The organism is Kitasatospora sp. NA04385 (assembly GCF_013364235.1).
GTDB lineage: Bacteria > Actinomycetota > Actinomycetes > Streptomycetales > Streptomycetaceae > Kitasatospora.
In genome coordinates this window covers 3,094,011-3,120,117 of sequence record NZ_CP054919.1, presented here as the reverse complement: position 1 = coordinate 3,120,117, position 26,107 = coordinate 3,094,011, and the positions used below count along the sequence as shown (strand labels likewise).

Below are 26,107 nucleotides of genomic sequence, written 5' to 3'. Positions count from 1 at the left end.
CCCCAGCCCCTCGGGGGGCTGGGAGGTGCCCCCTTGGCGCCCGGCTGGGAGTGCCGGCCCGACGCCCTCGTACTGGATGTACTTGGGTGTTGGGCCGGTGCTTCCAGGCGGGATGATCCGGCGTCGGGCGCCCGGCAAGATCGGCCGGACAGGCCCTAGGGCCCGGGCCCGTCCGGGGAGCCCCGGCGCCGCCGTGCGGGCGGCCCCGGGTCATTCGACCACGACCACCCGGGTGCCGGTCGGCGCGAAGTCCCACAGCAGCTGGCCGTCCGCCCGGGTGGCCCGGACGCCGCCGGTCTTCGTCCTCGGGTCCAGCGACGGCGCCGGGGCCTTCTCGTCGACCAGCGCGCTGAAGCCGAACACCGTGCCGGACTGCTGGGCGAACCGCACCACGTGCTCGATCTGCCGCCCGTCCGTGCCGGTGCCCGCCGCGGTCCGGCTGGCGACGCTGTAGGTGCCCGCCGCGGGCAGGGTGTTGCCCGGCACCACCTTGAACGAGGCCACCACCGGGTTGGGCTTCTTCGGGTCGACCAGCCACACCTGCTGGTCCTTCAGCGAGTACACCACCCGCAGGCCCGAGCCGGACTCGGCGGGCAGCGGCGGCGGGGTCGGCCGCCCGCTCTCCGGGGCGGAGGCCGAGGGGGCGGCGCTCGACGCGGACGGCACCGCCGCGACCGCGCGGGAGGCCGCGCCGTTCGCCTGGAAGGCCAGCAGCCCGATCACCGTCAGCGCGCCCAGGGTCAGCCCGCCGACCACCGCACCAGGACCCAGCTTCGCCACGTCAGCTCCTCAACGCTCCGCGTCTCACCTTCGGGAAGGCCCATCGTGCCAGGTGCGGCCCGCCGTTCCGGCCTCCTCGCGGTCGTGTGTTCCCGCCGGGGCGGGCGCGGTGCGGGCCCCCGCGCCGGACCCTCTAACCTTGAACCCGTGCTCCTCCTCGCCTTCGACACCGCCACTCCCGCCGTCACCGCCGCCGTCCACGACGGCGAACGGGTGCTCGCCGAGTCCTACGAGGTCGACGCCCGGCGGCACGGCGAACTGCTGCTGCCCACCATCGCCGACGTGCTGCGCGCCGCGGGGGTGGACAAGCGCGAGCTGACCGGCCTCGCGGTCGGCGTCGGCCCCGGCCCGTACACCGGCCTGCGGGTCGGCCTGGTCACCGCCGCCGCCCTCGGCGACGCGCTCGGCCTGCCCGTGCACGGCGTCTGCACCCTGGACGCGATCGCCCACCAGGCCCGCACCGAGGGCCTGACCGGCGCGTTCGCGGTCGCGACGGACGCCCGCCGCAAGGAGGTCTACTGGGCCTCGTACGACGCCGACGGCGCCCGGGTGGGCGGCCCCTCGGTGGACCGCCCGGCGGAGATCGGGCCCGGCGACCGGACGGTCGGCGCGGGCGCCCTGCTGTACGGCCTGCCGGCGGCGAGCGGCCCCGAGCACGTCTCGGCGGGCGCGCTGGCCGACTTCGCGGTCCGCGAGCTGGCCGCCGGCCGGGAGCTGCTGCCGAACGCCCCGCTGTACCTGCGCCGGCCGGACGCCCAGGTGCCCGCGGGCTACAAGGCGGTGCTTCCGGCGTGAGCGGCCCTCGCGGCGGGGCGGCCGGCCGGCGTGGCTAGGTACGCGCTGCGTCCCATGCGGTGGTGGGACGTCGAGCCGGTCATGGTGCTGGAGCACCGGTTGTTCCCCGAGGACGCGTGGTCGCGGGGGATGTACTGGTCCGAGCTGGCCGAGGCGCACCCGGGCGGGAGCCGGCACTACGTGGTGGCGGTGGACGCGGACGGGTCGGTCGTCGGCTACGCCGGGCTGATGGCGGTCGGCGCCGACGGGGACGTGCAGACCATCGCGGTGGACTCCGACCACCAGGGGGCGGGGCTCGGGGCGGTGCTGCTCGCCGAGCTGACGGCGGAGTCGGTCCGGCGCGGCTGCGCCGAACTGCTGCTGGAGGTGCGGGTGGACAACCTGCGCGCGCAGCGGCTGTACGAGCGGTTCGGGTTCGAACCGGTCGGGATCCGGCGGGGCTACTACCAGCCCGCCAACGTGGACGCACTGGTGATGCGTCTCGACCACCTGGCAAGTGACGCAAGTGACGCAAGCGATCTGAAGGATCATCACAATGGCTGACGAACCCCTCGTCCTCGGCATCGAGACCTCCTGCGACGAGACCGGCGTCGGCATCGTCCGCGGCACCACCCTGCTGGCCGACGCGGTCGCCTCCAGCGTCAACGACCACGCCAGGTACGGCGGCGTCGTGCCGGAGATCGCCAGCCGGGCGCACCTGGAGGCGATGGTCCCGACCATCCGGCGGGCGCTGGACACCGCCGGGATCAAGGCGAGCGACCTGGACGGCATCGCCGTCACCGCCGGCCCGGGCCTGGCGGGCGCGCTGCTGGTCGGCGTGAGCGCCGCCAAGGCGTACGCGTGGGCGCTGGACAAGCCGCTGTACGGCGTCAACCACCTGGCCTCGCACATCTGCGTGGACCAGCTGGAGCACGGCCGGCTGCCGGAGCCGACGATGGCGCTGCTGGTCTCCGGCGGCCACTCCTCGCTGCTGCTGAGCAGCGACATCACCTCCGACGTGCGGCCGCTGGGCGCGACCATCGACGACGCGGCGGGCGAGGCCTTCGACAAGGTGGCCCGGGTGCTCGGCCTGGGCTTCCCCGGCGGCCCGGTGGTGGACCGGATGGCCCGCGAGGGCGACGGGAAGGCGATCGCGTTCCCGCGCGGCCTGAACAACGCCGGCGACCCGGCGTACGACTTCTCGTTCTCCGGCCTGAAGACGGCCGTGGCGCGCTGGGTGGAGGCCCGGCGGCGGGCCGGGGAGCCGGTGCCGGTGGCGGACGTCGCGGCGTCCTTCCAGGAGGCGGTCACCGACGTGCTGACCCGCAAGGCGGTGCGGGCGTGCAAGGACAACGGTGTCGACCACCTGATGATCGGCGGCGGCGTGGCGGCCAACTCGCGGCTGCGCGAGATGGCGCAGCAGCGCTGTGACAAGGCCGGCATCGTGCTGCGGGTGCCGCGGCCGGGTCTGTGCACCGACAACGGCGCGATGGTGGCGGCGCTCGGCGCCGAGATGGTCTGGCGCGACCGCGCCCCGTCCTCCTTCGACCTGTCGGCGGACTCCTCGCTGCCGGTCACCGAGACCCACGTGCCGGGCACCGGGCACGGGCACGTCCACGCGCACGCGCACCAGGCGCTGAAGTGACCCTGGCGGCGATGTGGGAGGCCCGGGCGGCGGACGGCCGGGGCGCTGAACTGCACGCCTGGGCCCGGGAGTCCGCGCTGCCCGCGGTGCGCGGGGCGGCCGGCCTGGAGCGGGTGGAGCTGTTCACCGCGCCGGGCGAGCGGGTGCTGTTGATCGCGCTGTGGACGGGGGAGCCGCAGCCGGTGCCGGAGCCCCCCGCCGAACTGCTGGCCCGCCCGGTGCACCGCTGGGCCTTCACCCGCACGGACGCGGGGTAGCAACCGGGAAGACCAACCCGATCGTCCTATGATCGACACGCGTGTCGAGGACGAGCGGGGGACATCGGTGAGGCAGCGGCGGGCACGGATCGGGTACGGGGCGGGCGCGCTCGCGGCGCTGCTGGCGGCGAGCGGGTGCGGCAGCGGCTCCGCCCCGGACGGCCCCGCGCCGGTCCGGGCCAAGCCGGTCGCCGCCGCCTCCCCGGCCCCCTCGGCCCCCGGCGCCCCCTCGACGCCCGCCCAGGACGCCGTGCCCGAGGCCGCGTGGGCGAAGTGGGGCCTCAAGCCGATGCCCAAGGCGCCCGCGCCGCCCGCCGACCGGCCGGTCAAGCTGACCGCGACCGGCCCGGTGCCGGTGTTCAGCGACGTCCCGACCTCCGACAAGGTCGTGTTCATCACCCTCGACGACGGGGCCGAGAAGGACCCGGAGTTCGTCCGGATGCTCACCGAGCTGAAAGTGCCGGTGACGATGTTCCTGACCAAGGACATCGTCAAGAACGACTACGGCTACTTCAAGCCGCTCCAGGCGCTCGGCAACAGCATCCAGAACCACACCGTCAGCCACCCGGTGATGAGCAAGCTCGCCCCCGCCCAACAGAAGGCGCAGATCTGCGAGGACCAGGCGGCCCTCACCGAGCAGTACGGCACCGCCCCCTACCTGTTCCGCCCGCCCTACGGCGACGGCGCCGACACCCCCGCCCTGAACACCGCCGTCCAGGAGTGCGGGCCGCGGGCCGTCGTGCTGTGGCGGGAGTCCATGCAGATCCACGACATGCAGTACCAGGCCGCCGACAAGAAGCTGAAGAACGGCGACATCATCCTCGCCCACTTCCGCGGCCCCTCCGAGCTCAAGGGCGAGAGCATGACCCGGATGTTCGGCGAACTGCTCTCCCGGATCCAGGAGCAGGGCTTCGCGGTCGCCCGCCTCGACGACTACGTCGCCAGGCCCGCCGGCTGACCCAGCATCATCACCGGGCCGGCCGCGGTGCGGGCCACGATCACCGTCACCGCGTTCGGCCCGGCCGGCTTCAGCTGCCGCCGCAGCTCCTCCGGGACGACCGACGCCCCGCGCTTCTTGATCACCACGGTGCCGATCCGGCGCTCCCGCACCAGCGCCTTCAACCGCTTCACCTGGAACGGCAGCACGTCGGTCAGCTCGTACGCCTGCGCGTACGGCGTCGGCCGCAGCTCGTCCGAGGTGACGTACGCGATCATCGGGTCGATCAGCCGCCCGCCCACCGCCGCCGCCACCTCGGCCACCATCCGGCCCCGGATCACCGCGCCGTCCGGCTCGTACAGGTAGCGCCCCACCGGGCCGACCGGCGGGTCCGGCAGGGCGCCGCCGCAGAGCGAGTGCGGGCCCGGCAGCAGCGTCGCCCGGTACGGCTCGGCGGCGGCCGTGCCGAACCACAGCACCGCCTCCTTCACCTCGCCCCGGTCCGACACCCACTCCGCCTCGGCGCCCTCCGGCACCAGCTCGTGCGGGATGCCCGGCGCCACCTTCAGCGCCCCGAACGGGGCGCTGCGGGCCGCCTCCACCGCCCAGGACAGCGGCGGCGAGTACGCCTCCGGGTCGAACACCCGGCCGCGCGAGGTGCGCCGCGCCGGGTCGGTGAACACCGCGTCGAAACCGGCGGTGTCCACGTCCGCGACGTCCGCGCGGCGCACCTCCACCAGCTCGGCCACGCCCAGCGCCGCCGCGTTCGCCCGGGCCACCTCGCAGGTCAGCTCGTCCCGGTCGACCGCCAGCACCGCGATGCCGGCCCGGGCCAGCGCGATCGCGTCCCCGCCGATCCCGCAGCACAGGTCGGCCAGCCGCCGCACCCCCAGCGCCGCGAACCGGCCCGCCCGCCACTCGGCGACCGTGCGCCGGGTGGCCTGCTCCACCCCGTGCTGGGTGAAGTACATCGCGGCGGCGTCCGCCCCGAACTTCGCCTCCGCCCGCTGCCGCAGCCGGGCCTGCTCGAACGCGGCCCGCACCAGCTCCGCCGGGTACTCCCGCCGCAGCCTGGTCGCCAGCGCCAGCTCCCCGGCCGCCGTGAACCCCCGCAACTCGGCCAGCAGCGCCTGCCCCTGCTCGGTCAGCAGCGCCCGGAACGACTCGATCTCCACCGCACCATTGTCGCGGCTCGGATCAGGAGGCCAGCACCCCGAACGCGAGCGCCGCCAGCGCGGGCCCGGCCAGCCCCACCGACAGCGGCGCGATCCGGTAGCCCCGCCGGGCCGTCGTCACCACCGACACCAGCGCCACCGCCGGCCCCAGCACCATCACCGCGCCGCACAGCACCACCGCCAGGCCCGCCCCGCCCCCGCGCTCCGAGGCGCCGGCCAGCGCGAACGCCAGCACCATGAACGCGTAGGGCACCGCGCACAGCAGCGGCACGGTCAGGGCCACCAGTGCCGCCGCCAGGAGCGCGTCCCGTCCCGCGGACGGCCGTTTCTTCGCCATGTGCCCATCCTGGCGGGGGAGTTCGCCCGTTGCCTGAGTACCCGTACTCGGAACCGCCCGGTATCGAACGGAAACTCGAACCCGACGCCATTGGCACTCTGGTTGACTGAGTGCTAACCGCGTCCTAAGGTCGTTCCTGGCACTCCCCCCAGGGAGAGTGCTAACGCGATGAAGCGTGTCCGACCCCCGCGACGGCGGCCGCGCAGACCTCGCCCCCTACCTGTTAGACAACCCCGTAATCTCCGAAGGGGAGCTCGGACGTGACCACCAGCAGCAAGGTTGCCATCAAGCCGCTCGAGGACCGCATCGTGGTCCAGCCGCTCGACGCCGAGACCACCACCGCCTCCGGCCTGGTGATCCCGGACACCGCCAAGGAGAAGCCCCAGGAGGGCGTCGTCCTGGCCGTCGGCCCGGGCCGCTTCGAGGACGGCCAGCGTCTGCCGCTCGACGTCGCCGTCGGTGACATCGTCCTGTACTCGAAGTACGGCGGCACCGAGGTGAAGTACCAGGGCGAGGAGTACCTCGTCCTCTCGGCCCGCGACGTCCTCGCGATCATCGAGAAGTAAGACGTCCGCGCAGTAAGACGTCCCAGCCCGCCCCGGATCCGTGTCGCACCGACAGGGGCCCGGGGCGCGGTTGTTGCTCCACGTACGCAGACCTACCCCTGAGGAAACGGGACCATGGCGAAGACCCTGCAGTTCGACGAGGACGCCCGCCGCTCGCTGGAGCGCGGTGTCAACAAGCTGGCCGACACCGTCAAGGTGACCATCGGCCCCAAGGGCCGCAACGTCGTCATCGACAAGAAGTTCGGCGCCCCCACCATCACCAACGACGGTGTGACCATCGCCCGCGAGGTCGAGCTCGACGACCCGTACGAGAACCTCGGCGCGCAGCTGGTCAAGGAGGTCGCCACCAAGACCAACGACGTCGCGGGCGACGGCACCACCACCGCCACCGTGCTCGCCCAGGCCCTGGTCAACGAGGGCCTGCGCAACGTCGCCGCGGGCGCCGGCCCGGCCGCCCTGAAGAAGGGCATCGACAAGGCCGTCGCCGCCGTCTCCGAGCACCTGCTCTCGGTGGCCCGCGAGATCGAGGGCAAGGACGACATCGCCGCCGTCGCCTCCCTCTCCGCCCAGGACACCCAGGTCGGCGAGCTGATCGCCGAGGCGATCGACAAGGTCGGCAAGGACGGTGTGATCACCGTCGAGGAGTCCAACACCTTCGGCGTCGAGCTCGAGTTCACCGAGGGCATGCAGTTCGACAAGGGCTACCTGTCGCCGTACTTCGTCACCGACGCGGAGCGCCAGGAAGCCGTCCTGGAGGACCCGTACGTCCTGATCAACCAGGGCAAGATCTCCTCCATCCAGGAGCTCCTGCCGCTGCTGGAGAAGGTCCTGCAGGCCGGCGGCTCCCGCCCGCTGCTGATCATCGCCGAGGACGTCGACGGCGAGGCCCTCTCCACCCTGGTGGTCAACAAGATCCGCGGCACCTTCAACGCGGTCGCGGTCAAGGCCCCCGGCTTCGGCGACCGCCGCAAGGCCATCCTCGGCGACATCGCCACCCTCACCGGCGGCCAGGTCGTCTCCGAGGAGGTCGGCCTCAAGCTCGACCAGGTCGGCCTGGACGTGCTCGGCACCGCCCGCCGGATCACCGTCACCAAGGACGAGACCATCGTCGTCGACGGCGCCGGCGACTCCGCCGAGGTCGCGGGCCGGGTGGCCCAGATCAAGGCCGAGATCGCCAACACCGACTCCGACTGGGACCGCGAGAAGCTCCAGGAGCGCCTCGCCAAGCTGGCCGGCGGCGTCTGCGTGATCAAGGTCGGCGCGGCCACCGAGGTCGAGCTCAAGGAGCGCAAGCACCGCCTGGAGGACGCCATCTCGGCGACCCGCGCCGCGGTCGAGGAGGGCATCGTCGCCGGCGGCGGCGCCTCGCTCGTCCACGCCGCGAAGGTCCTGGCGGACGGCCTCGGCCTGTCCGGCGACGAGGCCACCGGTGTCGCCGTGGTCCGCAAGGCGCTCGCCGAGCCGCTGCGCTGGATCGCCCAGAACGCCGGCCTGGAGGGCTACGTCATCACCTCCAAGGTCGCCGAGCTGGAGGCCGGCCAGGGCTACAACGCCGCCACCGGCGAGTACGGCGACCTGGTCAAGGCCGGCGTCATCGACCCGGTCAAGGTCACCCGCTCCGCCCTGGAGAACGCCGCCTCCATCGCCTCCCTGCTGCTCACCACCGAGACCCTCGTGGTGGAGAAGAAGGAAGAGGAGGAGGCCGCGGGCCACGGCCACTCGCACGGCGGCCACGGCCACAGCCACTGAAACGGCGCTAGCCGCCAGCCGCTGAGGCGGCGAAGGCGACAGCAGGGGCGCGAGGAACCGCGCGACCGGCCCCGCACTCCCGTGGTGCGGGCCCGGATCGCCGGGGCCTCGCGCCCCTGCGCGTGCTGCACGCGTGCTGCGCGCGCCCCTTCGCGTGCAGCACCCGGCGGGGGCGGGCGGGCCGGGCGCGCAGTTCCGCGGCGCCCCCGTTCCGGCCCCCCTTACAGTTGACCGCGTGATCGAAGCCCGCCACCTCCGCGTCCTGCACGCCGTCGCCCGGACCGGGTCGTTCTCCGCCGCGGCGCGCGAGCTGGGGTGCACCCAGCCCGCGGTGAGCCAGCAGATGAAGGCGCTGGAGAAGGCGGTGGACACCCCGCTGGTGGTGCGGGCGGGCCGGGAGATGCAGCTGAGCGAGGCCGGGAGGGTGCTGCTGCGGCACGCGGACGGGATCCTCGCGGGGCTGTCGGCCGCCGAGGAGGAGGTCGCGGCGATCGCCGGGCTGCGGGCCGGGCGGGTGCGGCTGGTCTCGTTCCCGACGGCCAGCTCGACGCTGGTGCCGCGGTCGGTGGCGCAGGTGCGGGCGGCCCACCCGGGGGTGCGGGTCTCGCTGGTGGAGGCGGAGCCGGCCCAGGCGCTGGCGATGCTGCGCGGCGGCGAGTGCGAGGTGGCGCTGGCGTTCCGGTACCCGGACTCGCAGGGCGGCCCGAGCCTGCCGTCCCCGCACGCGACGCTGCGCGAGGCGCGGGCCGAGGCGGTGCTGGAGGCGGCCGCGACGGCGGCCGCGAACGACTGGTCGGAGCTGGTGGTGCGCCCGCTGCTGGACGATCCGCTGGTGGGCCTGGTCCCGGCGGGGCACCCGCTGGCGGACCGGGGCGAGGACGAGCCGGTGGACCTGTCCGAGCTGGCGGGGGAGCAGTGGATCGCGGGCTGCCCGCAGTGCCGGGGGCACCTGGTGGAGCTGTGCACGGACGCGGGCTTCAGGCCGGCGATCGAGTTCGCGACGGACGACTACCCGGCGGTGGTGGGCCTGGTGGGCGCGGGCCTGGGGGTGGCGGTGCTGCCCGGGCTGGCGCTGGAGTCGGTGCGGCACCCCGGGGTGGCGGCGGTGCCGGTGCGGGTGGCGTCGGGCGAGCCGGCCCGGCGCGAGGTGGTGGCGCTGACCCTGCCGGACCTGGAGGGGGTTCCGGCGGTGGCGCTGATGCTGGAGCAGCTCGCGGCGGCGGCCGCCGCCCGCTGAGCGCGGCGCCGGCCGGGGACGGGCGGGCGGCGCGTCCGCGGGGCGCGGACCGCTGCGGCGGGGACGGCCGCGGCGGGTCGGTTCCTCAGCGGCGGATGGTCTGCGGCATCGCCAGCGGGACTTCGGCCAGGCGGTTGCGGGAGCGGCCGAGCAGCTCCTCGCGCTCGTCCTCGGTCATGCCGCCCCAGACCCCGTAGGGCTCGCGGACGGCGAGGGCGTGGGCCGCGCACTGGGAGCGGACCGGGCAGCGCATGCAGACCTCTTTGGCGCTCGTCTCGCGGGAGGTCCGGGCCGCACCGCGCTCGCCCTCGGGGTGGAAGAACAGCGAACTGTCGACGCCGCGGCAGGCGGCGGAGAGCTGCCAGTCCCAGAGGTCTGCGTTGGGGCCTGGGAGGCGGGAGAAATCTGCCATGGCTCGTTCCCTTCATGGCTCGGGACCCTGACTGCTCGGTCGCGGTCGCTGCGGCGAGGCTGCACGGGGCCGGTACGGACACCTGGAAATATGACTTACGCCCACTACACGGACAAGTCACCCACAGACCGACGAATCAGTCAATGACCTGACAGAAGCTATAAAAACGGACAAAAGGGGCAAGGGGTTTGAACCCGAATGCTGCACCGATCGGGTGTCCGCCCCGGCGCGGACCGCCTCCGGAGGGCGTGCGCGGCGCGGACACCGCGTGCGAGCTGCACAAAAGTGCGGCGCGTGCACCGCGAGGTGGCTCTTCTGTGATGGGTCGGCCACGTACAGTGGTGGAGATGGACGTGAAGCCGTAACTCATTCGAGTGACGGTCGTTGGATGTACGGAGGCGGTCAGAGGGCGCAGGACATCGGGAACGGTCGCGCAGCGAGGCGATCGGAACGGGTCCGTCCCGGGGCCGTGTCGGAGAGGTTCGTACCAGCCAGGAGGCTCAACGTGACGCGGATCAGCTGCGGAGGACGGTCATGACATCCGTACTCGTCTGCGACGATTCCCCGCTCGCCCGGGAGGCGCTTCGCCGTGCGGTGGCGACCGTGCCCGGCGTGGACCGGGTGACCACTGCGACGAACGGTGAGGAGGTCCTCCGCCGCTGGGTGGCCGACCGTTCCGATCTCGTTCTGATGGACGTCCGGATGCCCGGCCTCGGCGGGGTGGAGACGGTCCGCCGGCTGCTGTCGGCCGACCCGGGCGCCCGGATCATCATGCTCACCGTCGCCGAGGACCTGGACGGGGTGGCCCTCGCGGTCGCCGCCGGGGCCCGCGGCTACCTGCACAAGGACGCCTCGCGCGCCGAACTGCGGGCCACCGTCACCCAGGCGCTGGCCGACCCGACCTGGCGCCTGGCGCCGCGCCGGCTCCGCAGCCCGGACATGGGCGCCGCGCCGACCCTGACGGCCCGTGAGATCCAGGTGCTGGAGGGGATGAGCCACGGCCGTTCCAACGCCGAGATCGGCCGCGAGCTGTTCCTGTCCGAGGACACCGTGAAGACGCACGCCAGGCGGCTGTTCAAGAAGTTGGGCGCCTCGGACCGCGCGCACGCGGTGGCGCTGGGCTTCCGCTGGGGCCTGGTCCGCTGAGCGGGCGCGCGAACTGCGCTCGCTCGGACGTGTGACGTTGTGGTCCCGAGGCTGCACCATGGAGTAGTGGAGCACCTCGGGGACCAGCGGACAGGCAGGGGAGGCGGCACGGTGCACGCGGCGACGGATAACGTTCCGATGCACAAGTCCGGACGCGGTGCCGCGTTTTCCGGCCCGACCAGGCACCATGGACCGATGCGTGACGACGAGGAGGCCGCCGGGCCCGACCCGGTGCAGCCCGCCCCCGAGGGTGCGGCTGCCGATCCGTCGTCGGCACCGGACGACCGGCCGGGCGGATCCGACGGCCCGTCGGCGGGGGCCCGCCCGCCCGTCCTCGGCGCGGGGACGTCACCCGAGGTGGCCGAACTGGTCGCGGCGGCGGTCCGCGGGGACGGCCCGGCGATCGAGTCGCTGCTGGGCTACGTGCTCCCGCTGGCGCTGCGGTACTGCCGCGGCCGCCTGGTGCGGCTGCCCGGCGGGGCCCGGCACCACGTGGACGACGTGGCCCAGGAGGTCTGCGTCGCGGTGCTCTGCGCGCTGCCCCGCTACCGGGACACCGGGCGCCCGTTCGAGGCCTTCGTGTACGGGATCGCCGCGCACAAGATCGCCGACCTGCAGCGGGCCGCGATGCGCGGGCCCGGCTCGACGGTGATCCCGCCGGACGACCTGCCGGAGACGCCGGACGACTCGCTCGGCCCGGAGGAGCGGGCGCTGCTGTCCAGCGACGCCGCGTGGATCAAGGAGCTGCTGTCCTACCTGCCGGCCCGTCAGCGCGAGCTGGTGCTGCTGCGGGTGGCGGACGGGCTGTCGGCGGAGGAGACCGGCGAGGTGCTCGGGATGTCCCCGGGCGCGGTGCGGGTCGCCCAGCACCGGGCGCTGTCGCGGCTGCGGGCGCTGGCGGAGGAGAGCGGCTGAGTCCCGTCCGCGCTGCTGGGCGGGCACGGGCCGTACGCGGAACAAGCGCGGCGGGCCGGGTGTTGTCAAGAGGGCGCGACGACCTACCCCGCACCACCAGTACCATGGGGTATCGGCGCCTGGTCGGGTCGCCAAAGTTTCTCCGGTGCGCACGGGGTTCCGTTGGAGGTTCCTCCGAGAGCGCCGGACGTCTTGGCGGCCGGTGAGTGACACCCGGGTGCCCGTGCGCAGAACGACGGCCCGCCACCGGAAGGTTCCCCATGTCCTACAACGCCGCCGGCGTACCCGAGAAGTTCGCGATGCTCGGACTCACGTACGACGACGTCCTGCTGCTGCCCGGGGCCTCCGAGGTGCTGCCCAACCAGGTCGACACCTCCTCGCGGATCTCCCGCAACGTGCGGGTCAACATCCCGCTGCTGTCGGCGGCGATGGACAAGGTCACCGAGTCGCGGATGGCGATCGCGATGGCCCGCCAGGGCGGCGTCGGCGTCCTGCACCGCAACCTCTCGATCGAGGACCAGGTCAACCAGGTCGACCTGGTGAAGCGCTCCGAGTCCGGCATGGTCACCGACCCGATCACCGTCGGCCCGGAGGCCACGCTGGCCGAGGCCGACGCGCTGTGCGCCCGGTTCCGGATCTCCGGCGTGCCGGTGGCCACGGCCGAGGGCAAGCTGCTGGGCATCGTCACCAACCGCGACATGGCCTTCGAGACCGACCGCAGCCGCAAGGTCGCCGACATCATGACGCCGATGCCGCTGATCACCGGCAAGGTCGGCATCTCCGGCGAGGACGCGGTCGCGCTGCTGCGCCGCCACAAGATCGAGAAGCTGCCGCTGGTCGACGACGAGGGCCGGATCAAGGGCCTGATCACCGTCAAGGACTTCGTCAAGGCGGAGAAGTACCCGAACGCCGCCAAGGACGCCGAGGGCCGGCTGCTGGTGGGCGCCGCCGTCGGCGCCTCCGCCGAGGCCTTCGACCGCGCCCAGGCGCTGGTCGGCGCGGGCGTGGACTTCCTGGTGGTCGACACCTCGCACGGGCACTCGCACAACGCGCTGTCCTGGATCTCCAAGATCAAGGCCGCGGTGCCGGTGGACGTCGTCGGCGGCAACGTCGCCACCCGGGACGGCGCCCAGGCGCTGCTGGACGCGGGCGTGGACGGCGTGAAGGTCGGCGTCGGCCCCGGCTCGATCTGCACCACCCGCGTGGTCGCGGGCGTCGGCGTCCCGCAGGTCACCGCGATCTACGAGGCCGCCCAGGCCTGCCAGGACGCGGGCGTCCCGATCATCGGCGACGGCGGCCTCCAGTACTCCGGCGACATCGGCAAGGCGCTGTGCGCCGGTGCCGACACCGTGATGCTCGGCTCGCTGCTGGCCGGCTGCGAGGAGTCGCCGGGCGAGCTGCTGTTCATCAACGGCAAGCAGTTCAAGTCGTACCGCGGCATGGGCTCGCTGGGTGCGATGCAGACCCGCGGCCAGGCGAAGTCCTTCTCCAAGGACCGCTACTTCCAGGCCGAGGTCTCCTCGGACGAGAAGCTGATCGCCGAGGGCATCGAGGGCCAGGTGCCCTACCGCGGCCCGCTGGGCGCGGTGCTGTTCCAGCTGGTCGGCGGCCTGCGCCAGACCATGGGCTACGTGGGCGCGGCCAGCATCGGGGAGATGCAGACCAAGGGCCGGTTCGTCCGGATCACCTCGGCGGGCCTCAAGGAGAGCCACCCGCACGACATCCAGATGACCGTCGAGGCGCCGAACTACAACGCGCGCTAGGACCCACCGGGAATCCGTCCGGACCGCAGGGGAACGCGGTCCGGGCGGATTCCTGCCGTTCGGGGGAGAGGGTGCGCCCCTGGCGGGGCGGCCGGGGCGCGTACGGGATACTTGGGGCGTGGCCGGGGGGACCCGGTCGGGAGATGGAAAGCAGCAGAAGGGCTCGAAGTGACTGAGATCGAGATCGGGCGAGGCAAGCGCGGCCGCCGGGCGTACTCCTTCGACGACATCGCCGTCGTCCCCAGCCGCCGTACGCGTGACCCGAAGGAGGTCTCGATCGCCTGGCAGATCGACGCCTACCGGTTCGAACTGCCGTTCCTGGCCGCGCCGATGGACAGCGTGGTCTCGCCGCAGCAGGCCATCGCGATCGGGCAGCTGGGCGGCCTGGGCGTGCTGAACCTGGAGGGGCTGTGGACGCGGTACGAGGACCCGCGGCCGCTGCTGGAGGAGATCGCCGCGATCACCGACCAGGCGGCGGCGACCCGGCGCCTGCAGGAGGTGTACGCGGAGCCGATCAAGGCCGAGCTGATCAAGGAGCGGATCAAGGAGGTCCGTGACTCCGGCGTCGTGACCGCCGCGGCGCTCTCGCCGCAGCGCACCGCCGAGTTCTCCAAGGCCGTGGTGGACGCCGGCGTCGACGTGTTCGTGATCCGCGGCACCACCGTCTCGGCCGAGCACGTCTCGGGCGCGGCCGAGCCGCTGAACCTCAAGCAGTTCATCTACGAGCTGGACGTCCCGGTGATCGTCGGCGGCTGCGCCACCTACACCGCCGCGCTGCACCTGATGCGCACCGGCGCGGCCGGCGTGCTGGTCGGCTTCGGCGGCGGCGCCGCGCACACCACCCGGGGCGTGCTGGGCATCCAGGTCCCGATGGCCACCGCGGTGGCGGACGTCGCGGCCGCCCGCCGCGACTACATGGACGAGTCCGGCGGCCGGTACGTGCACGTGATCGCGGACGGCGGCGTCGGCTACAGCGGCGACATCCCCAAGGCGGTCGCCTGCGGCGCGGACGCGGTGATGATCGGCGCCGCGCTGGCCCGCGCCACCGACGCGCCCGGCCAGGGCTACCACTGGGGCATGGAGGCCGTCCACGAGGAGCTGCCGCGCGGCAAGCGGGTCCACCTGGGCACCGTCGGCACCACCGAGCAGATCCTGACCGGCCCGTCGCACACCCCCGACGGCACCATGAACCTGTTCGGCGCGCTGCGCCGGGCGATGGCCACCACCGGCTACACCGAGCTCAAGGAGTTCCAGCGGGTCGAGGTCACGGTCAATCCCGGCCGCTGACGCCCCGCCGGGCAACGGACGGAGGGCCCCCGCCGCGGGTCGCGGCGGGGGCCCTCCGGCTGCGGGGAGGCGCCTGGCTCAGGAGTCGGCGGCCTTCTTGGTGGTGGTGAAGCCGATGACCAGGCCCAGCATGACGAAGAGCGCCGAGTAGGCGTCGAAGTTGTCCTTCCAGGCGTCGAACAGGGTGTCGAAGTGCTGGGTGAAGACCTCCAGCGTCGACACCTTGGCCCCGTACTTCTCGGCCTCGTCGCTGAGGATCATCGCGATGGCCAGGAACTCGCCGACGAACAGGCTGATCACGGAGAACAGCGAGCCGAAGAACGGCAGCACCGGGTTCTTGCCGCCGAGCTTGCCGATGGTGAAGCCGACCAGGGCGGCGATGCCGATCACGGCCCAGCTGAACTCGTGGTCGATGGCCTTCACGACGAAGGCGTACACGACGCCGACGACCACGGCCACGGCCAGGCCGGTGAGGATCGCCACGGCGCCGTTCTTCGGTGCGGCCGGTGCGGCCGGCGGCGCCATCGGGGCGGCCCCCCAGGGCTGGCCGCCCGGTGCGCCCGGCTGCGGCGGCACGCCGTAACCCGGCGCCCCGGGGGGCTGCGCCTGCGGGGCGCCCCAGCCCTGGGCGGCCGGGGGCTGCTGGCCCGACTGGCCCGGCGGCGGAACCGTGGGCGTGGCGTACGGGTTGTAGGGGTTGTTCGGGTCGGGTGTGCTCATCGCGGTCTCCCCCGTTTTCTGTGGTGTCAAGAGCGCGCAGAGGCCAGCAGTCCGAACGGACAGCCGAACAGCCCCGACGGGCAGCGCAAGGGGCGGGTGGCCGGGGCGGTACGGGACAGGGGATGATGGGTGTCCGGCGTGCGACCGCCACCCCCGGCGGTCCGACATGTCGTCAGGTCACGGCCGGGGAGCCCGCCGCGGGCCGCAACACCATGGGGAGAGCGCACCGATGACGCAGCCGCAGGAACCGACCGGCCGACTGCTGGCGGACCGCTACCGGCTCGGAGAGGTGCTCGGACGCGGCGGCATGGGCACCGTCTGGCGGGCCGAGGACGAGATGCTGGGGCGGATCGTCGCCGTCAAGGAACTCCGGATGACCGGCACCGTCGACGAGATCGAGAAGCACCGGCTGGTGGTCCGCACCCTGCGCGAGGCCAAGGCCACCGCGCGCATCCGGCACACCTCCGCCGTCACCGTCTTCGACGTGGTCGAGGAGGACGACCGGCCGTGGATCGTGATGGAACTCGTCTCCGGCCGCTCGCTGGCCGACGTGGTCGCCGAGGACGGCGTGCTCACCCCCGAGCGGGCCGCCGCGATCGCGCTCGACCTGCTCGGGGTGCTCGGTGCCGCCCACCGGCAGGGCATCCTGCACCGGGACGTCAAGCCGTCGAACGTGCTGATCGGCGAGGACGGGCGCACCGTGCTCACCGACTTCGGCATCGCCAGCGTCGAGGGCGACACCTCCATCACCTCCACCGGCATGCTGGTCGGCGCCCCCTCCTACATCGCCCCCGAGCGCGCCCGCGGCAAGCTGCCCGGACCGCCCGCCGACCTGTGGTCGCTGGGCGGCACGCTGTACGCGATGGTCGAGGGCGTCCCGCCGTACGACCGGGGCGACGCGCTGGCCACCCTCACCGCGGTGATGACCGAGCCGCTGCCCGCGCCGCGCAACGCCGGGCCGCTGCGCGGTGTCATCGAGGGCCTGCTGGAGAAGGACCCGGCCAAGCGGATGGACGCCGACACGGCCCGCCCGCTGCTCGAACTGATCGCCGCCGGGAAGCCGCTGCCGGAGGCCGAGACGGTGGCCGTCCCGGCCCCGCCGGTCCCCGCCGAGCCGGGGCGGGTCGAGCGGACGGCCGAACTCCCGCCCGCGGGCGGGCCGTCCGGTGCGCGGCGGCGCGCGGTGACGGCCGGGTCGCGGTGGCCGCGGTGCTGGTGCTGGTCGCCGCGCTGGTGGCGTTCTGGCCCAGGGCGACCAGGGCGGCACGGGCGGGCGGGGCTCCGCGGACGGCGGCGCGACGACGCCGGCGGCGGCGGGGTGCCGGGCGGCCCCTCCGCGGCGGCGTCCGAGTCGCCCTCGTCCTCGCCGTCGCCGTCGTCGTCGCCCTCCGCCGCCGACTCCGCCTCGGCGCCGCCGCCCTCGCCGTCGGCCTCCGGGGGGCAGGTGCCCGCCGGGTACAAGGTGTACAAGGACCCGTCGGGGTTCAGCATCACGCTGCCCGAGTGGATGGCCGACCAGGGGCAGGACTACCGCTCCACCAGCCGGCGCTTCGAGGGGCGCGGGCTGCGGCTGGTCGTCGACTGGCAGAGCCCCGCCGGGGACAGCGCGCTGAAGGACTGGCAGGCCTCCGACCGCAACGCGAAGATGACCAACTACCGCAAGGTCAGGGTGGAGTCCGTCGCGTACCGGGACTGGAGCAACGCCGCCGACTGGGAGTGGACGTACACCGGCAAGAGCGGCGCCCTGCTGCACTCGCTCAACCGCGGCTTCGTCACCGGGAACGGCAAGTACGGGTACGCGATCTACTGGACCATGCCCGAGGAGGTGTGGTCGGCGCCGGAGGGCTCGCAGGCCAGGCAGACCTCCTTCGAGAGCTTCCAGCCCGCGCCGTGACGGGCCGCCGCCGACGCGCCCGACGCGCCCGACGCGCCTGACACGCCCGACGCGCCCGGCGGGGGGCGGCTCCGGCGCGGGCCGACGGGGGCACGGGGGCGGTGGGGCGGCTTCCGGTCGTGCGGCCGAAAGCGCGTACCGTACGGTCGCGGGGGCAGGCGGCGGCCGTACGCTGGCCGGACTACGGCGTGAGGAACAGGCATGCGAGCGGCCCCGGGTCAGGTGGTGGCCGGACGGTACCGGGTGACGGACCGTCCGGAGGGTGAGGTCGGTGTTCCCGCGGTGGACGTCCACGGCGGGGCGCGGGTGCGGCTGTTCGGGCTGGAGCTGCCCGACCTGCTGGTGCCGGGCCACCCGGTGGAGGAGTCCGCGCCGTCGTACGGGCCGCGGCTGACCGCGCGGGTCGCGCAGGTCGCGGCGGCGGCCGGGTCGCACCCGCGGCTGCTGCGGGGGCTCGCGGCCGGGCCGGACGGCGAGGTGCTGTGGGTCGCCGAGGAGGCGGTGGCGGGGGTGCCGCTGGAGCGGCTGGCGGGCAACGGGCCGGTCTCGCCGTACCGGGTGGCGGAGATCGGGGCCGACCTGGCGGGCGCGCTGCGCTCGCTGCACGAGGCGGGTCTGACGCACGGGAACCTGACCCTGCGCACGGTGCTGGTCTGCGAGGACGGCGCGGCGATGCTCGGCGGGCTGCTGCTGGGCGCCGCCGAGGAGGAGCTGTGCGCGGCGCTGGGCGGCGAGGTGCCGCGCCGGGTGTACGAGACCCGGGCGCTGATGCTCGGACCGCTCGCCGAGCGCTGGGCGATCGACCCGGGCGCCCCCGCGGACACCTGGGCGCTGGGGGTGCTGCTGTACCGGCTGCTGACCGGCCACGGCCCGTACCCGGAGGACGACCTGCCGACGCTGCTGGCGGCCGTCCGGGACGGGCGGCACCACCCCGCCGACGGGTGCGGCCCGCTGCGGCCGCTGGTCGAGCGGCTGCTGCGGCCGGACGCCGCGGCCCGGCCCGACGCGGCCGCCGTCCAGCGGGAGTTGCGCGACCTGCTGGTGTTCGCACCCGAACCGACCCTGGACGGCCCGCCCGACCCGCTGCTGCCGGTGCCCCGCCCGGCGGCCGGGCCGCTGGTGCCGCACCCGCGGGGCCGGCGCCGGGCGGGGGCGGAGCGGGCGACGGACCGTCAGGCCCCGGCCCGTCCGCCGCGGGTGCCGCCCGGGATGCTCGGGCCGCTGGTACTGGGGGGCGTGCTGGTGCTGTTGGCGGCGGCGCTCGCCGTGATCGTGGCGGTCGCAGGCTGAGAGCGGCCGGTCACGGTGAGGCGCGTGGACCGGGTCGCGATTCCCGGGCGGCCCGGTGCGGCCTAGGCTTGCCTCCTGAACCGTCGGTGCGAGCAGGCACGCGGTCTGCCAGGACCCCGTCCGACCGGCGGTGGGGGAGCGAAGGGGGGACGGTCATGGGCGCACAGGACCAGTCGACCGGCCGTCTGCTGGCCGGGAGGTACGCGCTCGGCGAGCGTCTGGGGCGCGGCGGGATGGGGACCGTCTGGCGTGCCAGGGACGAGATGCTGGACCGGGAGGTGGCCGTCAAGGAACTGACGGTCAGCCACCTCTCGGAGGAGGACCTGGAGATGCTCCAGTCCCGGATGAAGCGCGAGGCCAGGGCCGCGGCCCGGATCAAGCACCCGGGTGTGATCACCATCCACGACGTGCTGGAGCAGGACGGCCGGCCGTGGATCGTGATGGAGCTGGTGGACGGCCGCGCGCTGTCCGACGTGATCACCCAGGACGGCACGCTGACGCCCCGGGAGGCCGCCGACGTCGGCCTCCAGGTGCTCGCCGCCCTGCACCGCGGCCACCAGCTGGGGGTGCTGCACCGCGACGTCAAGCCCGCCAACGTGCTGCTGGAGCACGGCACCGGACGGGTGGTGCTGCTCGACTTCGGCATCGCCACGTTCGAGGGCGCGATGGACATCACCCGCCCCGGCGACCTGGTCGGCTCGCCCGACTACCTGGCCCCGGAGCGGGCCCAGGGGCAGCGGCCCGGCCCGGCCTCCGACCTGTGGGCGCTGGGCGCGACGCTCTACCACGCGGTCGAGGGCGAGTCCCCGTTCCGCCGCGACAACCCGCTCAGCACGCTCACCGCGGTGGTCGACGAGCCGCTGCCCACCCCGCGCCGGGCCGCCGGGCTCGGGCCGGTGCTGGCCGCGCTGATGGCCAAGGACCCGGCCGAGCGGCCCGGCGCCGACGAGGTCGGCCGGATGCTGCGCGAGGTCGCCGACGGGCACACCGTCAGCATGCGGGTGCCCGACCAGCCCGGGGCGTCCCGGCTGCCCACCCAGGTGGTCCCGGTCGTCGACCGGACCGCGCAGACCGTCCCCGACCCGGCGGACGCGGCGTCGGGGGCGTCCGCGGCGTCCGAGGCGGGCACCGAGCCGGGCCGGACCGCGGCCCAGCCGCCCGCCACCGCCACCGCCACCGCCCCGGTTCCGGCTCCGGCTCCGGTTCCGACCCCCGCCCCGGCGCCCCGGCGGCGCGGGCGGGCGCTGCTCTGGACGCTGGTCGGCGTGCTGCTGCTGGCCGGGGCCGGCGGCGGCGCGTACTACGTCCACCAGCACCGGCAGGGGACGGTCGCGGCGCCCGACCCGACCCCGTCCGGCGACAACCCGCTGACCGGCGAGAGCCCGCTGCCCAGCGGCGCGCCCGCGCCCCCCGGGTACGTCTGGACGGACGACCCGGCCGGGTTCCGCTTCCTGCTGCCCACCAACGGGACCTGGGAGCGCAGCGAGCACGACGGCGGGCAGATCTACTACACGCCCGACAACCAGGAGCACTTCCTGCTGTTCGCGGTCTCGGTCGGCCAGGCCCTCGCCCCGAAGGACCACTTCCTGGAGATGGAGGGCTCGCTCGCCAAGAGCCTCAAGGACTACCAGCGCACCACCCTCGACACCGTCAAGATCAAGGGCCAGGAGGCCGCGGTGTGGGAGTTCGCCTTCGGCGCGAAGGACGCCCGCCGGCACGCCAAGGAGGTCGAGTTCCGGCGCGCGGACGGGACGGCGTTCATGGTGTACGTGTCGGGGCCGGAGAAGGACTGGCGCGACAGCCTGCGGCAGTTCACCACCGTGCTGAACAACTTCACGCCGACCATCTGACCGGAATCCGACACGCCGCCTTTTGGTGTTACCGGCGGGTACACAAGACGGGTTCCAGGGCCTAGGCTGCCCGCATGACGGAGAGCACGATCCAGGGCCGGCGCAACCCCGCGGCGAAGGGTGCGGCGCGCGGCGTCGCATCGGCGGTGCCGGCCGCGCTGGTGGCGCGGCTGGCCAAGGGCGTGACGGCGTCCGGCGGGCAGACCGCCGAGACGCTCGCGCCACTGACCGGCGAGGTGCTGGCCGCGCTGCCGGTCTCCTCGGAGGCGGACGTCGAGCGGGCGTTCGACCAGGCCCGGCGGGCCCGGCCCGGCTGGTCCGCACTGTCGGTGCGGCACCGGGCCGGCGTCCTGCTGCGCTTCCACGACCTGCTGCTCAAGCGGCAGGACGAGGTGCTCGACCTCATCCAGGCGGAGACCGGCAAGGCCCGGCTGCACGCCTTCGAGGAGGTGATGGCCGTCGCCTCGGCGGCCCGGCACTACGGCCGCACCGCGCACTCCTACCTCAGGGACCGCCGCCGCGGCGGCGCCGTGCCCGGGCTGACCAGCGCCGTGGAGGCCCGCCGCCCCAAGGGCGTGGTCGGGCAGATCTCGCCGTGGAACTACCCGCTGGAGCTGTCCGTCGGCGACGCGCTGCCCGCCCTGGTCGCGGGCAACGCGGTGGTCAACAAGCCGGACACCCAGACCGCGCTGACCGCGCTGTGGGCCCGCGAGCTGTTCGTCGAGGCCGGACTGCCCCCGCAGGTCTGGCAGATCGTCCTCGGCGACGGCCCGGTGGTCGGCCCGCAGGTGGTCGAGCGCGCCGACTACGTCGCCTTCACCGGCTCCACCCGCACCGGGCGGGACGTCGCCCGGCGGGCCGCCGAGCGGCTGGTCGGCGCCTCGCTGGAACTCGGCGGCAAGAACGCCATGCTGGTGCTCGCCGACGCGGACCTGGAGCGGGCCGCCGCGGGCGCCGTCCGGGCCTGCTTCTCCTCGGCCGGCCAGCTGTGCATCTCCATCGAGCGGATCTTCGTGCACCGCTCGGTCGCCGACGCCTTCCTGGCGCGGTTCGCCGAGAAGACCGCCGCGCTGCGCCTGGGCGGCGGCCTCGCCTACGGCGCCGACATGGGCTCGCTGGTCTCCGCCCGCCAGCTGGAGACCGTCACCCGGCACGTCGAGGAGGCCGTCAAGGCCGGCGCGACGGTGCTGGCCGGCGGGCAGGCCCGGCCCGACCTGGGCCCGCTGTTCTACGAGCCGACCATCCTGGACGGCGTCACCCCCGACATGGCGGTCTGCGCCGAGGAGACCTTCGGCCCGGTCGTCTCGGTCTACCGCTTCGACACCGAGGACGAGGCCGTCACCGCCGCCAACGGCACCCCGTACGGCCTGAACTCCAGCGTCTGGACCAAGGACACCGCCCGCGGCCGCAAGGTCGCCGCCCGGCTGCGCACCGGCACCGTCAACGTCAACGAGGCCTACGCGGCCGCGTACGGCTCGGTGGCCTCGCCGATGGGCGGCATGGGCGACTCCGGGCTCGGCCGGCGGCACGGCGCCGAGGGCATCCTGCGCTACACCGAGGCGCAGACCATCGCCGTGCAGCGGCTGCTGCCGATCGGCCCGTCGCTCGGCATGGACGACCGCAAGTTCGCCGAGTTCTTCACCACCGGCCTGAAGGCCATGAAGGCGTTCCGACTGAAGTAGCGTTCCCGGGAGGGGCAGCAGTGTCGTACGACTACGACGTCGTGGTGGTCGGTTCGGGGTTCGGCGGCTCGGTCGCGGCCCTGCGGCTCACCGAGAAGGGCTACCGGGTCGCCGTCCTGGAGGCCGGGCGCAGGTTCCGCCGCGAGGAACTGCCCAGCACCTCCTGGAACCTGCGCGACTACCTGTGGGCACCCGCCCTCGGCCGCTACGGCATCCAGCGCATCCACCTGCTGCGCAACGTGCTGATCCTGGCCGGGGCGGGCGTCGGCGGCGGCTCGCTGAACTACGCCAACACCCTGTACGTCCCGCCGAAGGCGTTCTTCGAGGACCGGCAGTGGCGGCACATCACCGACTGGCAGGCCGAGCTCGCCCCGTTCTACGACCAGGCGCAGCGGATGCTCGGGGTGCGGCTCAACCCCACCACGACCCCCTCCGACGTGCACCTGAAGGCCGCCGCCGAGGCGATGGGCTGCGGCGACACCTTCCACCTGGCGCCCGTCGGGGTGTTCTTCGGCGACGGGCGGGACGGCACCGGCGAGGCGAAGGCCGCGCCCGGCGACGAGGTCGACGACCCGTACTTCGGCGGCGCCGGACCGAAGCGCCGGGCCTGCACCGAGTGCGGGGAGTGCATGACCGGCTGCCGGCACGGCGCCAAGAACACCCTCACCGAGAACTACCTGTACCTGGCCGAGCGGGCCGGCGCCGAGATCCTGCCGATGACCACCGTCCGCCGGCTGCGCCCGCACGGCGGGGGCTACGCGGTCGACGTGCTGCCCACCGACGCCCGCACCCGGCGGGCCCGGAAGGCCGGGGCGCGCACGATCACCGCCGAACGGGTCGTGGTCGCGGCCGGCACCTACGGCACCCAGACCCTGCTGCACCGGATGCGCGAGGGCGGGCTGCTGCCCGGGATCTCCGCCCGGCTCGGCCACCTCACCCGCACCAACTCCGAGGCGCTGGTGGGCGCGCAGACCTCCACCCGGCGCTACGGCGAGCGCCCCGACTTCACCCGGGGCGTGGCCATCACCTCCTCGGTGCACCCCGACGCGAACACCCACATCGAGCCGGTCCGCTACGGGCGGGGCTCCAACGCGATGGGCGCGCTCTCGATCCAGCAGGTGTCCGGCGCCGGGCGCGGGCCGCGCTGGCTGCGCTACCTGGGCACCGCCGCCCGGCACCCGTGGAACTTCGTCCAGTCGATGAACCAGCACCGCTGGTCGGAGAAGACCATCATCGGCCTGGTCATGCAGTCCCTGGACAACTCGCTGACCGTCTCGCTGAAGAACGGCAGGCTCACCTCCCGGCAGGGCCACGGCGCGCCCAACCCCAGCTGGATCCCGGCCGCCGAGGAGGGCGCCCGGGCGCTCGCCGCCTCCATCAACGGCTTCCCCGGCTCCACCGCCGGCGAGGTCTTCGACATCCCGCTGACCGCGCACTTCCTCGGCGGCTGCCCGATCGGCGACAGCCCCGAGACCGGCGTCGTCGACCCCTACCACCGGCTGTACGGTCACCCCGGGATCAGCGTGGTCGACGGCTCCGCGGTCTCCGCCAACCTGGGCGTCAACCCCTCGCTCACCATCACCGCACAGGCCGAGCGCGCCATGTCGATGTGGCCCAACCGCGGCGAGGCCGACCCGCGCCCCGAACCGGGCGCCGCCTACCGCCCGGTGCCGCCCGTCACCCCGCGCCAACCCGCGGTCCCGACAGGGGCGTTCGGCGCGCTGAGGCTGCCGCTGCTGGCCGTCCCCGACGTGCCCCGCCGGGCCCCGGAAGGCGATTGACATTCCTTTACCCGCGGTGGGATAAACGGGCCCTCGAAGCACGAACCACCCGGGGGGACCCAACCATGCCCATCTGCCCGTCCTGCGGAGCGGCCTCCGCCGACCCCGCGGCGACCTGCGCCAACTGCGGAAGACCGCTCGCCGCGCCCGCGATCGGAGACGTGGTCGAGGACACCGGCCCGGCCGGTGCCGGCCACTCCCCGTGGGGCTCCGGCCAGGTGCACCACACCCGGGAGACCCCGCTGGTCTCCCGGGGCTGGCTGATCGCCGGCCGGGTGCTCGTCGCGCCCACCGCGCTGCTGGTGCTGGCCGCCGTGATCGGCGCCGCCAGCCAGGACAGCCGGGACGACGAGTCGGCGCTGTTCGAGACCTCCTGGTCGGCCGCCGGCTTCCAGACCTGGCTGTCGCTCGTCCTCACCGCCTTCGGCGCGCCCATGCGGGTCGCCATGAGCGCCGCCGGCAAGGAGGACGCCGACAGCCTGGCGATCGGCTACAGCACCAGCACCCACGTGGTGATGTACCTGGTCACGCTCGGCTGGCTGCTGCTGCTCTGGCTCGGCCTGCACCTCTCCGCCCGGACCCGCCGCCGGGCCGGCGCCGCCGAACCGGCCGGGCCCGCGGTCGGGCTCCAGGCGCTGCGCACCGGCGCGCTGTCCGCGGCGGTCGCGCTGCTGCTGGGCTGGCTGGCCGGCCACGACTCCTCGGACACCGGCGAGGGCCTGCCCTCGATGCACGTCGAGATCGGCCCCGCGCTGCTGCCGCTCACCCTGGTCGCCGGCCTGGCCGCGGCCGTCCTGGTGCTGGCCGTGGACGGATCGGCCGTGCTGCGCGCCGAGGCCGCCCGGCGCGGCTGGCTGAACAGCCTGCTGCTGGCCTGGCAGCACGCCTCCCGGGTGGTCGTCGCCCTGCTGGCGCTGCTCACCGCCGTCGCGCTGGTGGTGGAACTCGCCTACGGCGACTCCTTCTCGCAGCTCGGGACGCTGGCGCTGGTCACCAACTTCGGCGTGCTGATCCACGGCGTCGGCAGCGGCGCCACCCTCCTGGCCGGCGGCGTCTTCGAGCGCGGCCACGAGTCGATGTCGCTGTTCGACCTGGGCGGCCACGGCTCCGGCTGGTGGTTCGCGGCGCTCCCGGCGCTGGCCGCCGCGCTGGCGCTCGGCTGGTCCGCCCACCGGGGCCGGCTGGTCCACCGCGACCGGGCCGTGCTGGCGGGCGTGTACGCGCTGCTCAACACGGTGCTGCTGCTCGGCACCTCGATGTGGATCACCATGAGCGCGCCGGGCGGCGGGGACGGCCCGCTGGGCGGGTCGGTCTCCCGGACCCAGGACGCCCTCGGCTGGTCGGTGCCCTCGGTGCTGGTCTCCTCCGTGCTGTGGGCCGCGTTCGGCGCGCTGGTGGTGCCCGGGGCGCTCGACTCGCTGCGCGGCACCCCCGTGCCGCCGGCCCCGCCGCGCCCGCCGGCCCCGCCGATGCCGGCCGTGCCGCCGGTGCCCGGCGAACTGCCCGGCGGGTCGGCCGTCCTGCCCGGCCAGGCGGTCACCGACCGGCTGGACACGGTCGGCTCGGTCGAGCTGGTGGTCGACGAGCCGCCGGCCCCCGCCGTCGCGCTCGACAAGGACGCGGACCCGCACGCCGGGTTCCGGCGCCCCGAGGCCGGCTGACCCGGGCCCCGAGGCCGACTGACCCGGGCCCGGACCCCCGCGGGTCCGGGCCCGGACAGGGCAAAGGGCCCCGCGGGGGAACGGGGCCCTTTGTCGCAGCACTCGGCGTCAGGGCCGCGCCGGTGCTGGGGTGACGGCGCCGGGGGAGGAGCGCCGTCGCGGAGAAATGGTCACGGGCACGCCCGGGGGCCGGATGGGCCTCACGGAGCGTGAAAGAGCAGCCGTCCGCGAGAACGGGCTCTCCGGGCC

23 protein-coding genes are annotated in these 26,107 nt (G+C 74.4%); 18 read left to right on the top strand and 5 right to left on the bottom strand.

The genetic code is table 11. The features are described from left to right. Positions 1-210 precede the first annotated feature (210 nt). Positions 211-780 (bottom strand): L,D-transpeptidase, encoded by a 570-nt coding sequence (locus tag HUT16_RS13575; protein WP_176188474.1) that lies wholly within the window; start codon positions 778-780, stop codon positions 211-213. 147 nt (positions 781-927) lie between these two features. On the opposite strand from HUT16_RS13575, the gene tsaB reads away from it, so the two are divergent. From tsaB to HUT16_RS13550, 5 genes are read left to right on the top strand one after another with little or no spacing between them, the layout of a single operon-like run. Next, positions 928-1,575, top strand: a complete 648-nt coding sequence (gene tsaB, locus HUT16_RS13570; protein ID WP_176188473.1) for a tRNA (adenosine(37)-N6)-threonylcarbamoyltransferase complex dimerization subunit type 1 TsaB — start codon at positions 928-930, stop codon at positions 1,573-1,575. A gap of 54 nt (positions 1,576-1,629) precedes the next feature. Further along, positions 1,630-2,118 (top strand): ribosomal protein S18-alanine N-acetyltransferase, encoded by a 489-nt coding sequence (gene rimI / locus HUT16_RS13565; RefSeq protein WP_176188472.1) that lies wholly within the window; start codon positions 1,630-1,632, stop codon positions 2,116-2,118. Further along, positions 2,111-3,199 (top strand): tRNA (adenosine(37)-N6)-threonylcarbamoyltransferase complex transferase subunit TsaD, encoded by a 1,089-nt coding sequence (gene tsaD / locus HUT16_RS13560; RefSeq protein WP_176188471.1) that lies wholly within the window; start codon positions 2,111-2,113, stop codon positions 3,197-3,199. The genes rimI and tsaD overlap by 8 nt, the downstream gene beginning before the upstream one ends. Continuing rightward, a complete protein-coding gene (locus HUT16_RS13555; protein ID WP_176188470.1) occupies positions 3,196-3,456 on the top strand; it encodes a hypothetical protein in 261 nt (86 codons plus the stop codon). Before tsaD ends, HUT16_RS13555 begins: the two co-directional genes overlap by 4 nt. Before the next feature lie 28 nt (positions 3,457-3,484). Continuing rightward, positions 3,485-4,414 (top strand): polysaccharide deacetylase family protein, encoded by a 930-nt coding sequence (locus tag HUT16_RS13550; RefSeq protein WP_176188469.1) that lies wholly within the window; start codon positions 3,485-3,487, stop codon positions 4,412-4,414. Here HUT16_RS13550 and HUT16_RS13545 read toward each other — a convergent pair. Further along, complete coding sequence (locus HUT16_RS13545; RefSeq protein WP_176188468.1) at positions 4,390-5,568, bottom strand: methyltransferase domain-containing protein; 1,179 nt, start codon at positions 5,566-5,568, stop codon at positions 4,390-4,392. The genes HUT16_RS13550 and HUT16_RS13545 overlap by 25 nt on opposite strands. Before the next feature lie 22 nt (positions 5,569-5,590). Beyond that, a complete protein-coding gene (locus HUT16_RS13540) occupies positions 5,591-5,905 on the bottom strand; it encodes a hypothetical protein (protein ID WP_176188467.1) in 315 nt (104 codons plus the stop codon). A 260-nt stretch (positions 5,906-6,165) separates the two neighbouring features. Between HUT16_RS13540 and groES the strand changes: the two genes are divergently transcribed. The 3 genes from groES (at position 6,166) to HUT16_RS13525 (ending at position 9,457) form a co-directional block, all read left to right on the top strand. Further along, the gene (gene groES / locus HUT16_RS13535; protein WP_014136232.1) at positions 6,166-6,471 is read left to right on the top strand and encodes a co-chaperone GroES; all 306 of its coding nucleotides are present in this window, start codon (positions 6,166-6,168) and stop codon (positions 6,469-6,471) included. Positions 6,472-6,585: 114 nt separating this feature from the next. Then, a complete protein-coding gene (groL, locus tag HUT16_RS13530) occupies positions 6,586-8,220 on the top strand; it encodes a chaperonin GroEL (protein ID WP_176188466.1) in 1,635 nt (544 codons plus the stop codon). 235 nt (positions 8,221-8,455) lie between these two features. Beyond that, on the top strand, positions 8,456-9,457 hold the full coding sequence (locus tag HUT16_RS13525; protein WP_176188465.1) for a LysR family transcriptional regulator: 1,002 nt from the start codon (positions 8,456-8,458) through the stop codon (positions 9,455-9,457). 85 nt (positions 9,458-9,542) lie between these two features. Here HUT16_RS13525 and HUT16_RS13520 read toward each other — a convergent pair whose 3' ends face one another. Beyond that, entirely contained in the window at positions 9,543-9,869 is a 327-nt protein-coding gene (locus HUT16_RS13520; protein WP_030905003.1) for a WhiB family transcriptional regulator, read from the bottom strand. Positions 9,870-10,403: 534 nt separating this feature from the next. Between HUT16_RS13520 and HUT16_RS13515 the strand changes: the two genes are divergently transcribed. From HUT16_RS13515 to HUT16_RS13500, 4 genes are all read left to right on the top strand, one after another. Then, entirely contained in the window at positions 10,404-11,015 is a 612-nt protein-coding gene (locus HUT16_RS13515; protein WP_014136228.1) for a response regulator transcription factor, read from the top strand. Positions 11,016-11,210: 195 nt separating this feature from the next. Beyond that, positions 11,211-11,930, top strand: coding sequence for an RNA polymerase sigma factor ShbA (gene shbA, locus HUT16_RS13510; protein ID WP_176188464.1), 720 nt, complete (start codon positions 11,211-11,213; stop codon positions 11,928-11,930). A 260-nt stretch (positions 11,931-12,190) separates the two neighbouring features. Further along, positions 12,191-13,693, top strand: coding sequence for an IMP dehydrogenase (guaB, locus tag HUT16_RS13505; RefSeq protein WP_176188463.1), 1,503 nt, complete (start codon positions 12,191-12,193; stop codon positions 13,691-13,693). A gap of 168 nt (positions 13,694-13,861) precedes the next feature. Next, entirely contained in the window at positions 13,862-14,980 is a 1,119-nt protein-coding gene (locus HUT16_RS13500; protein WP_176188462.1) for a GuaB3 family IMP dehydrogenase-related protein, read from the top strand. Between the two features lie 78 nt (positions 14,981-15,058). Here HUT16_RS13500 and HUT16_RS13495 read toward each other — a convergent pair whose 3' ends face one another. Next, positions 15,059-15,700 (bottom strand): hypothetical protein, encoded by a 642-nt coding sequence (locus HUT16_RS13495; RefSeq protein WP_176188461.1) that lies wholly within the window; start codon positions 15,698-15,700, stop codon positions 15,059-15,061. A 229-nt stretch (positions 15,701-15,929) separates the two neighbouring features. Between HUT16_RS13495 and HUT16_RS13490 the strand changes: the two genes are divergently transcribed. The 6 genes from HUT16_RS13490 to HUT16_RS13465 all read left to right on the top strand — a co-directional run bounded on the left by HUT16_RS13490 (position 15,930) and on the right by HUT16_RS13465 (position 25,858). Then, on the top strand, positions 15,930-17,594 hold the full coding sequence (locus tag HUT16_RS13490) for a serine/threonine-protein kinase (RefSeq protein ID WP_176188460.1): 1,665 nt from the start codon (positions 15,930-15,932) through the stop codon (positions 17,592-17,594). Positions 17,595-17,795: 201 nt separating this feature from the next. Further along, entirely contained in the window at positions 17,796-18,884 is a 1,089-nt protein-coding gene (locus tag HUT16_RS13485; RefSeq protein ID WP_176188459.1) for a protein kinase, read from the top strand. Positions 18,885-19,039: 155 nt separating this feature from the next. Next, complete coding sequence (locus HUT16_RS13480; RefSeq protein ID WP_176188458.1) at positions 19,040-20,734, top strand: serine/threonine-protein kinase; 1,695 nt, start codon at positions 19,040-19,042, stop codon at positions 20,732-20,734. A 74-nt stretch (positions 20,735-20,808) separates the two neighbouring features. Beyond that, on the top strand, positions 20,809-22,416 hold the full coding sequence (locus HUT16_RS13475; protein ID WP_176188457.1) for a succinic semialdehyde dehydrogenase: 1,608 nt from the start codon (positions 20,809-20,811) through the stop codon (positions 22,414-22,416). 20 nt (positions 22,417-22,436) lie between these two features. Further along, positions 22,437-24,197, top strand: coding sequence for a GMC oxidoreductase (locus tag HUT16_RS13470; RefSeq protein WP_176188456.1), 1,761 nt, complete (start codon positions 22,437-22,439; stop codon positions 24,195-24,197). Between the two features lie 65 nt (positions 24,198-24,262). Beyond that, complete coding sequence (locus HUT16_RS13465) at positions 24,263-25,858, top strand: zinc ribbon domain-containing protein (RefSeq protein ID WP_176188455.1); 1,596 nt, start codon at positions 24,263-24,265, stop codon at positions 25,856-25,858. Positions 25,859-26,107: the final 249 nt, after the last annotated feature.

Excerpts from the sequence above, each read along its gene's own strand:
- rimI (WP_176188472.1), top strand. The coding sequence starts at position 1,630 with ATGCGGTGGTGGGACGTCGAGCCGGTCATGGTGCTGGAGCACCGGTTG.
- tsaD (WP_176188471.1), top strand. The coding sequence starts at position 2,111 with ATGGCTGACGAACCCCTCGTCCTCGGCATCGAGACCTCCTGCGACGAG.
- HUT16_RS13550 (WP_176188469.1), top strand. The coding sequence starts at position 3,485 with ATGATCGACACGCGTGTCGAGGACGAGCGGGGGACATCGGTGAGGCAG.
- HUT16_RS13540 (WP_176188467.1), bottom strand. The coding sequence starts at position 5,905 with ATGGCGAAGAAACGGCCGTCCGCGGGACGGGACGCGCTCCTGGCGGCG.
- groL (WP_176188466.1), top strand. The coding sequence starts at position 6,586 with ATGGCGAAGACCCTGCAGTTCGACGAGGACGCCCGCCGCTCGCTGGAG.
- HUT16_RS13520 (WP_030905003.1), bottom strand. The coding sequence starts at position 9,869 with ATGGCAGATTTCTCCCGCCTCCCAGGCCCCAACGCAGACCTCTGGGAC.
- HUT16_RS13515 (WP_014136228.1), top strand. The coding sequence starts at position 10,404 with ATGACATCCGTACTCGTCTGCGACGATTCCCCGCTCGCCCGGGAGGCG.
- shbA (WP_176188464.1), top strand. The coding sequence starts at position 11,211 with ATGCGTGACGACGAGGAGGCCGCCGGGCCCGACCCGGTGCAGCCCGCC.
- guaB (WP_176188463.1), top strand. The coding sequence starts at position 12,191 with ATGTCCTACAACGCCGCCGGCGTACCCGAGAAGTTCGCGATGCTCGGA.
- HUT16_RS13495 (WP_176188461.1), bottom strand. The coding sequence starts at position 15,700 with ATGAGCACACCCGACCCGAACAACCCCTACAACCCGTACGCCACGCCC.
- HUT16_RS13490 (WP_176188460.1), top strand. The coding sequence starts at position 15,930 with ATGACGCAGCCGCAGGAACCGACCGGCCGACTGCTGGCGGACCGCTAC.
- HUT16_RS13485 (WP_176188459.1), top strand. The coding sequence starts at position 17,796 with ATGCGAGCGGCCCCGGGTCAGGTGGTGGCCGGACGGTACCGGGTGACG.
- HUT16_RS13480 (WP_176188458.1), top strand. The coding sequence starts at position 19,040 with ATGGGCGCACAGGACCAGTCGACCGGCCGTCTGCTGGCCGGGAGGTAC.
- HUT16_RS13475 (WP_176188457.1), top strand. The coding sequence starts at position 20,809 with ATGACGGAGAGCACGATCCAGGGCCGGCGCAACCCCGCGGCGAAGGGT.
- HUT16_RS13465 (WP_176188455.1), top strand. The coding sequence starts at position 24,263 with ATGCCCATCTGCCCGTCCTGCGGAGCGGCCTCCGCCGACCCCGCGGCG.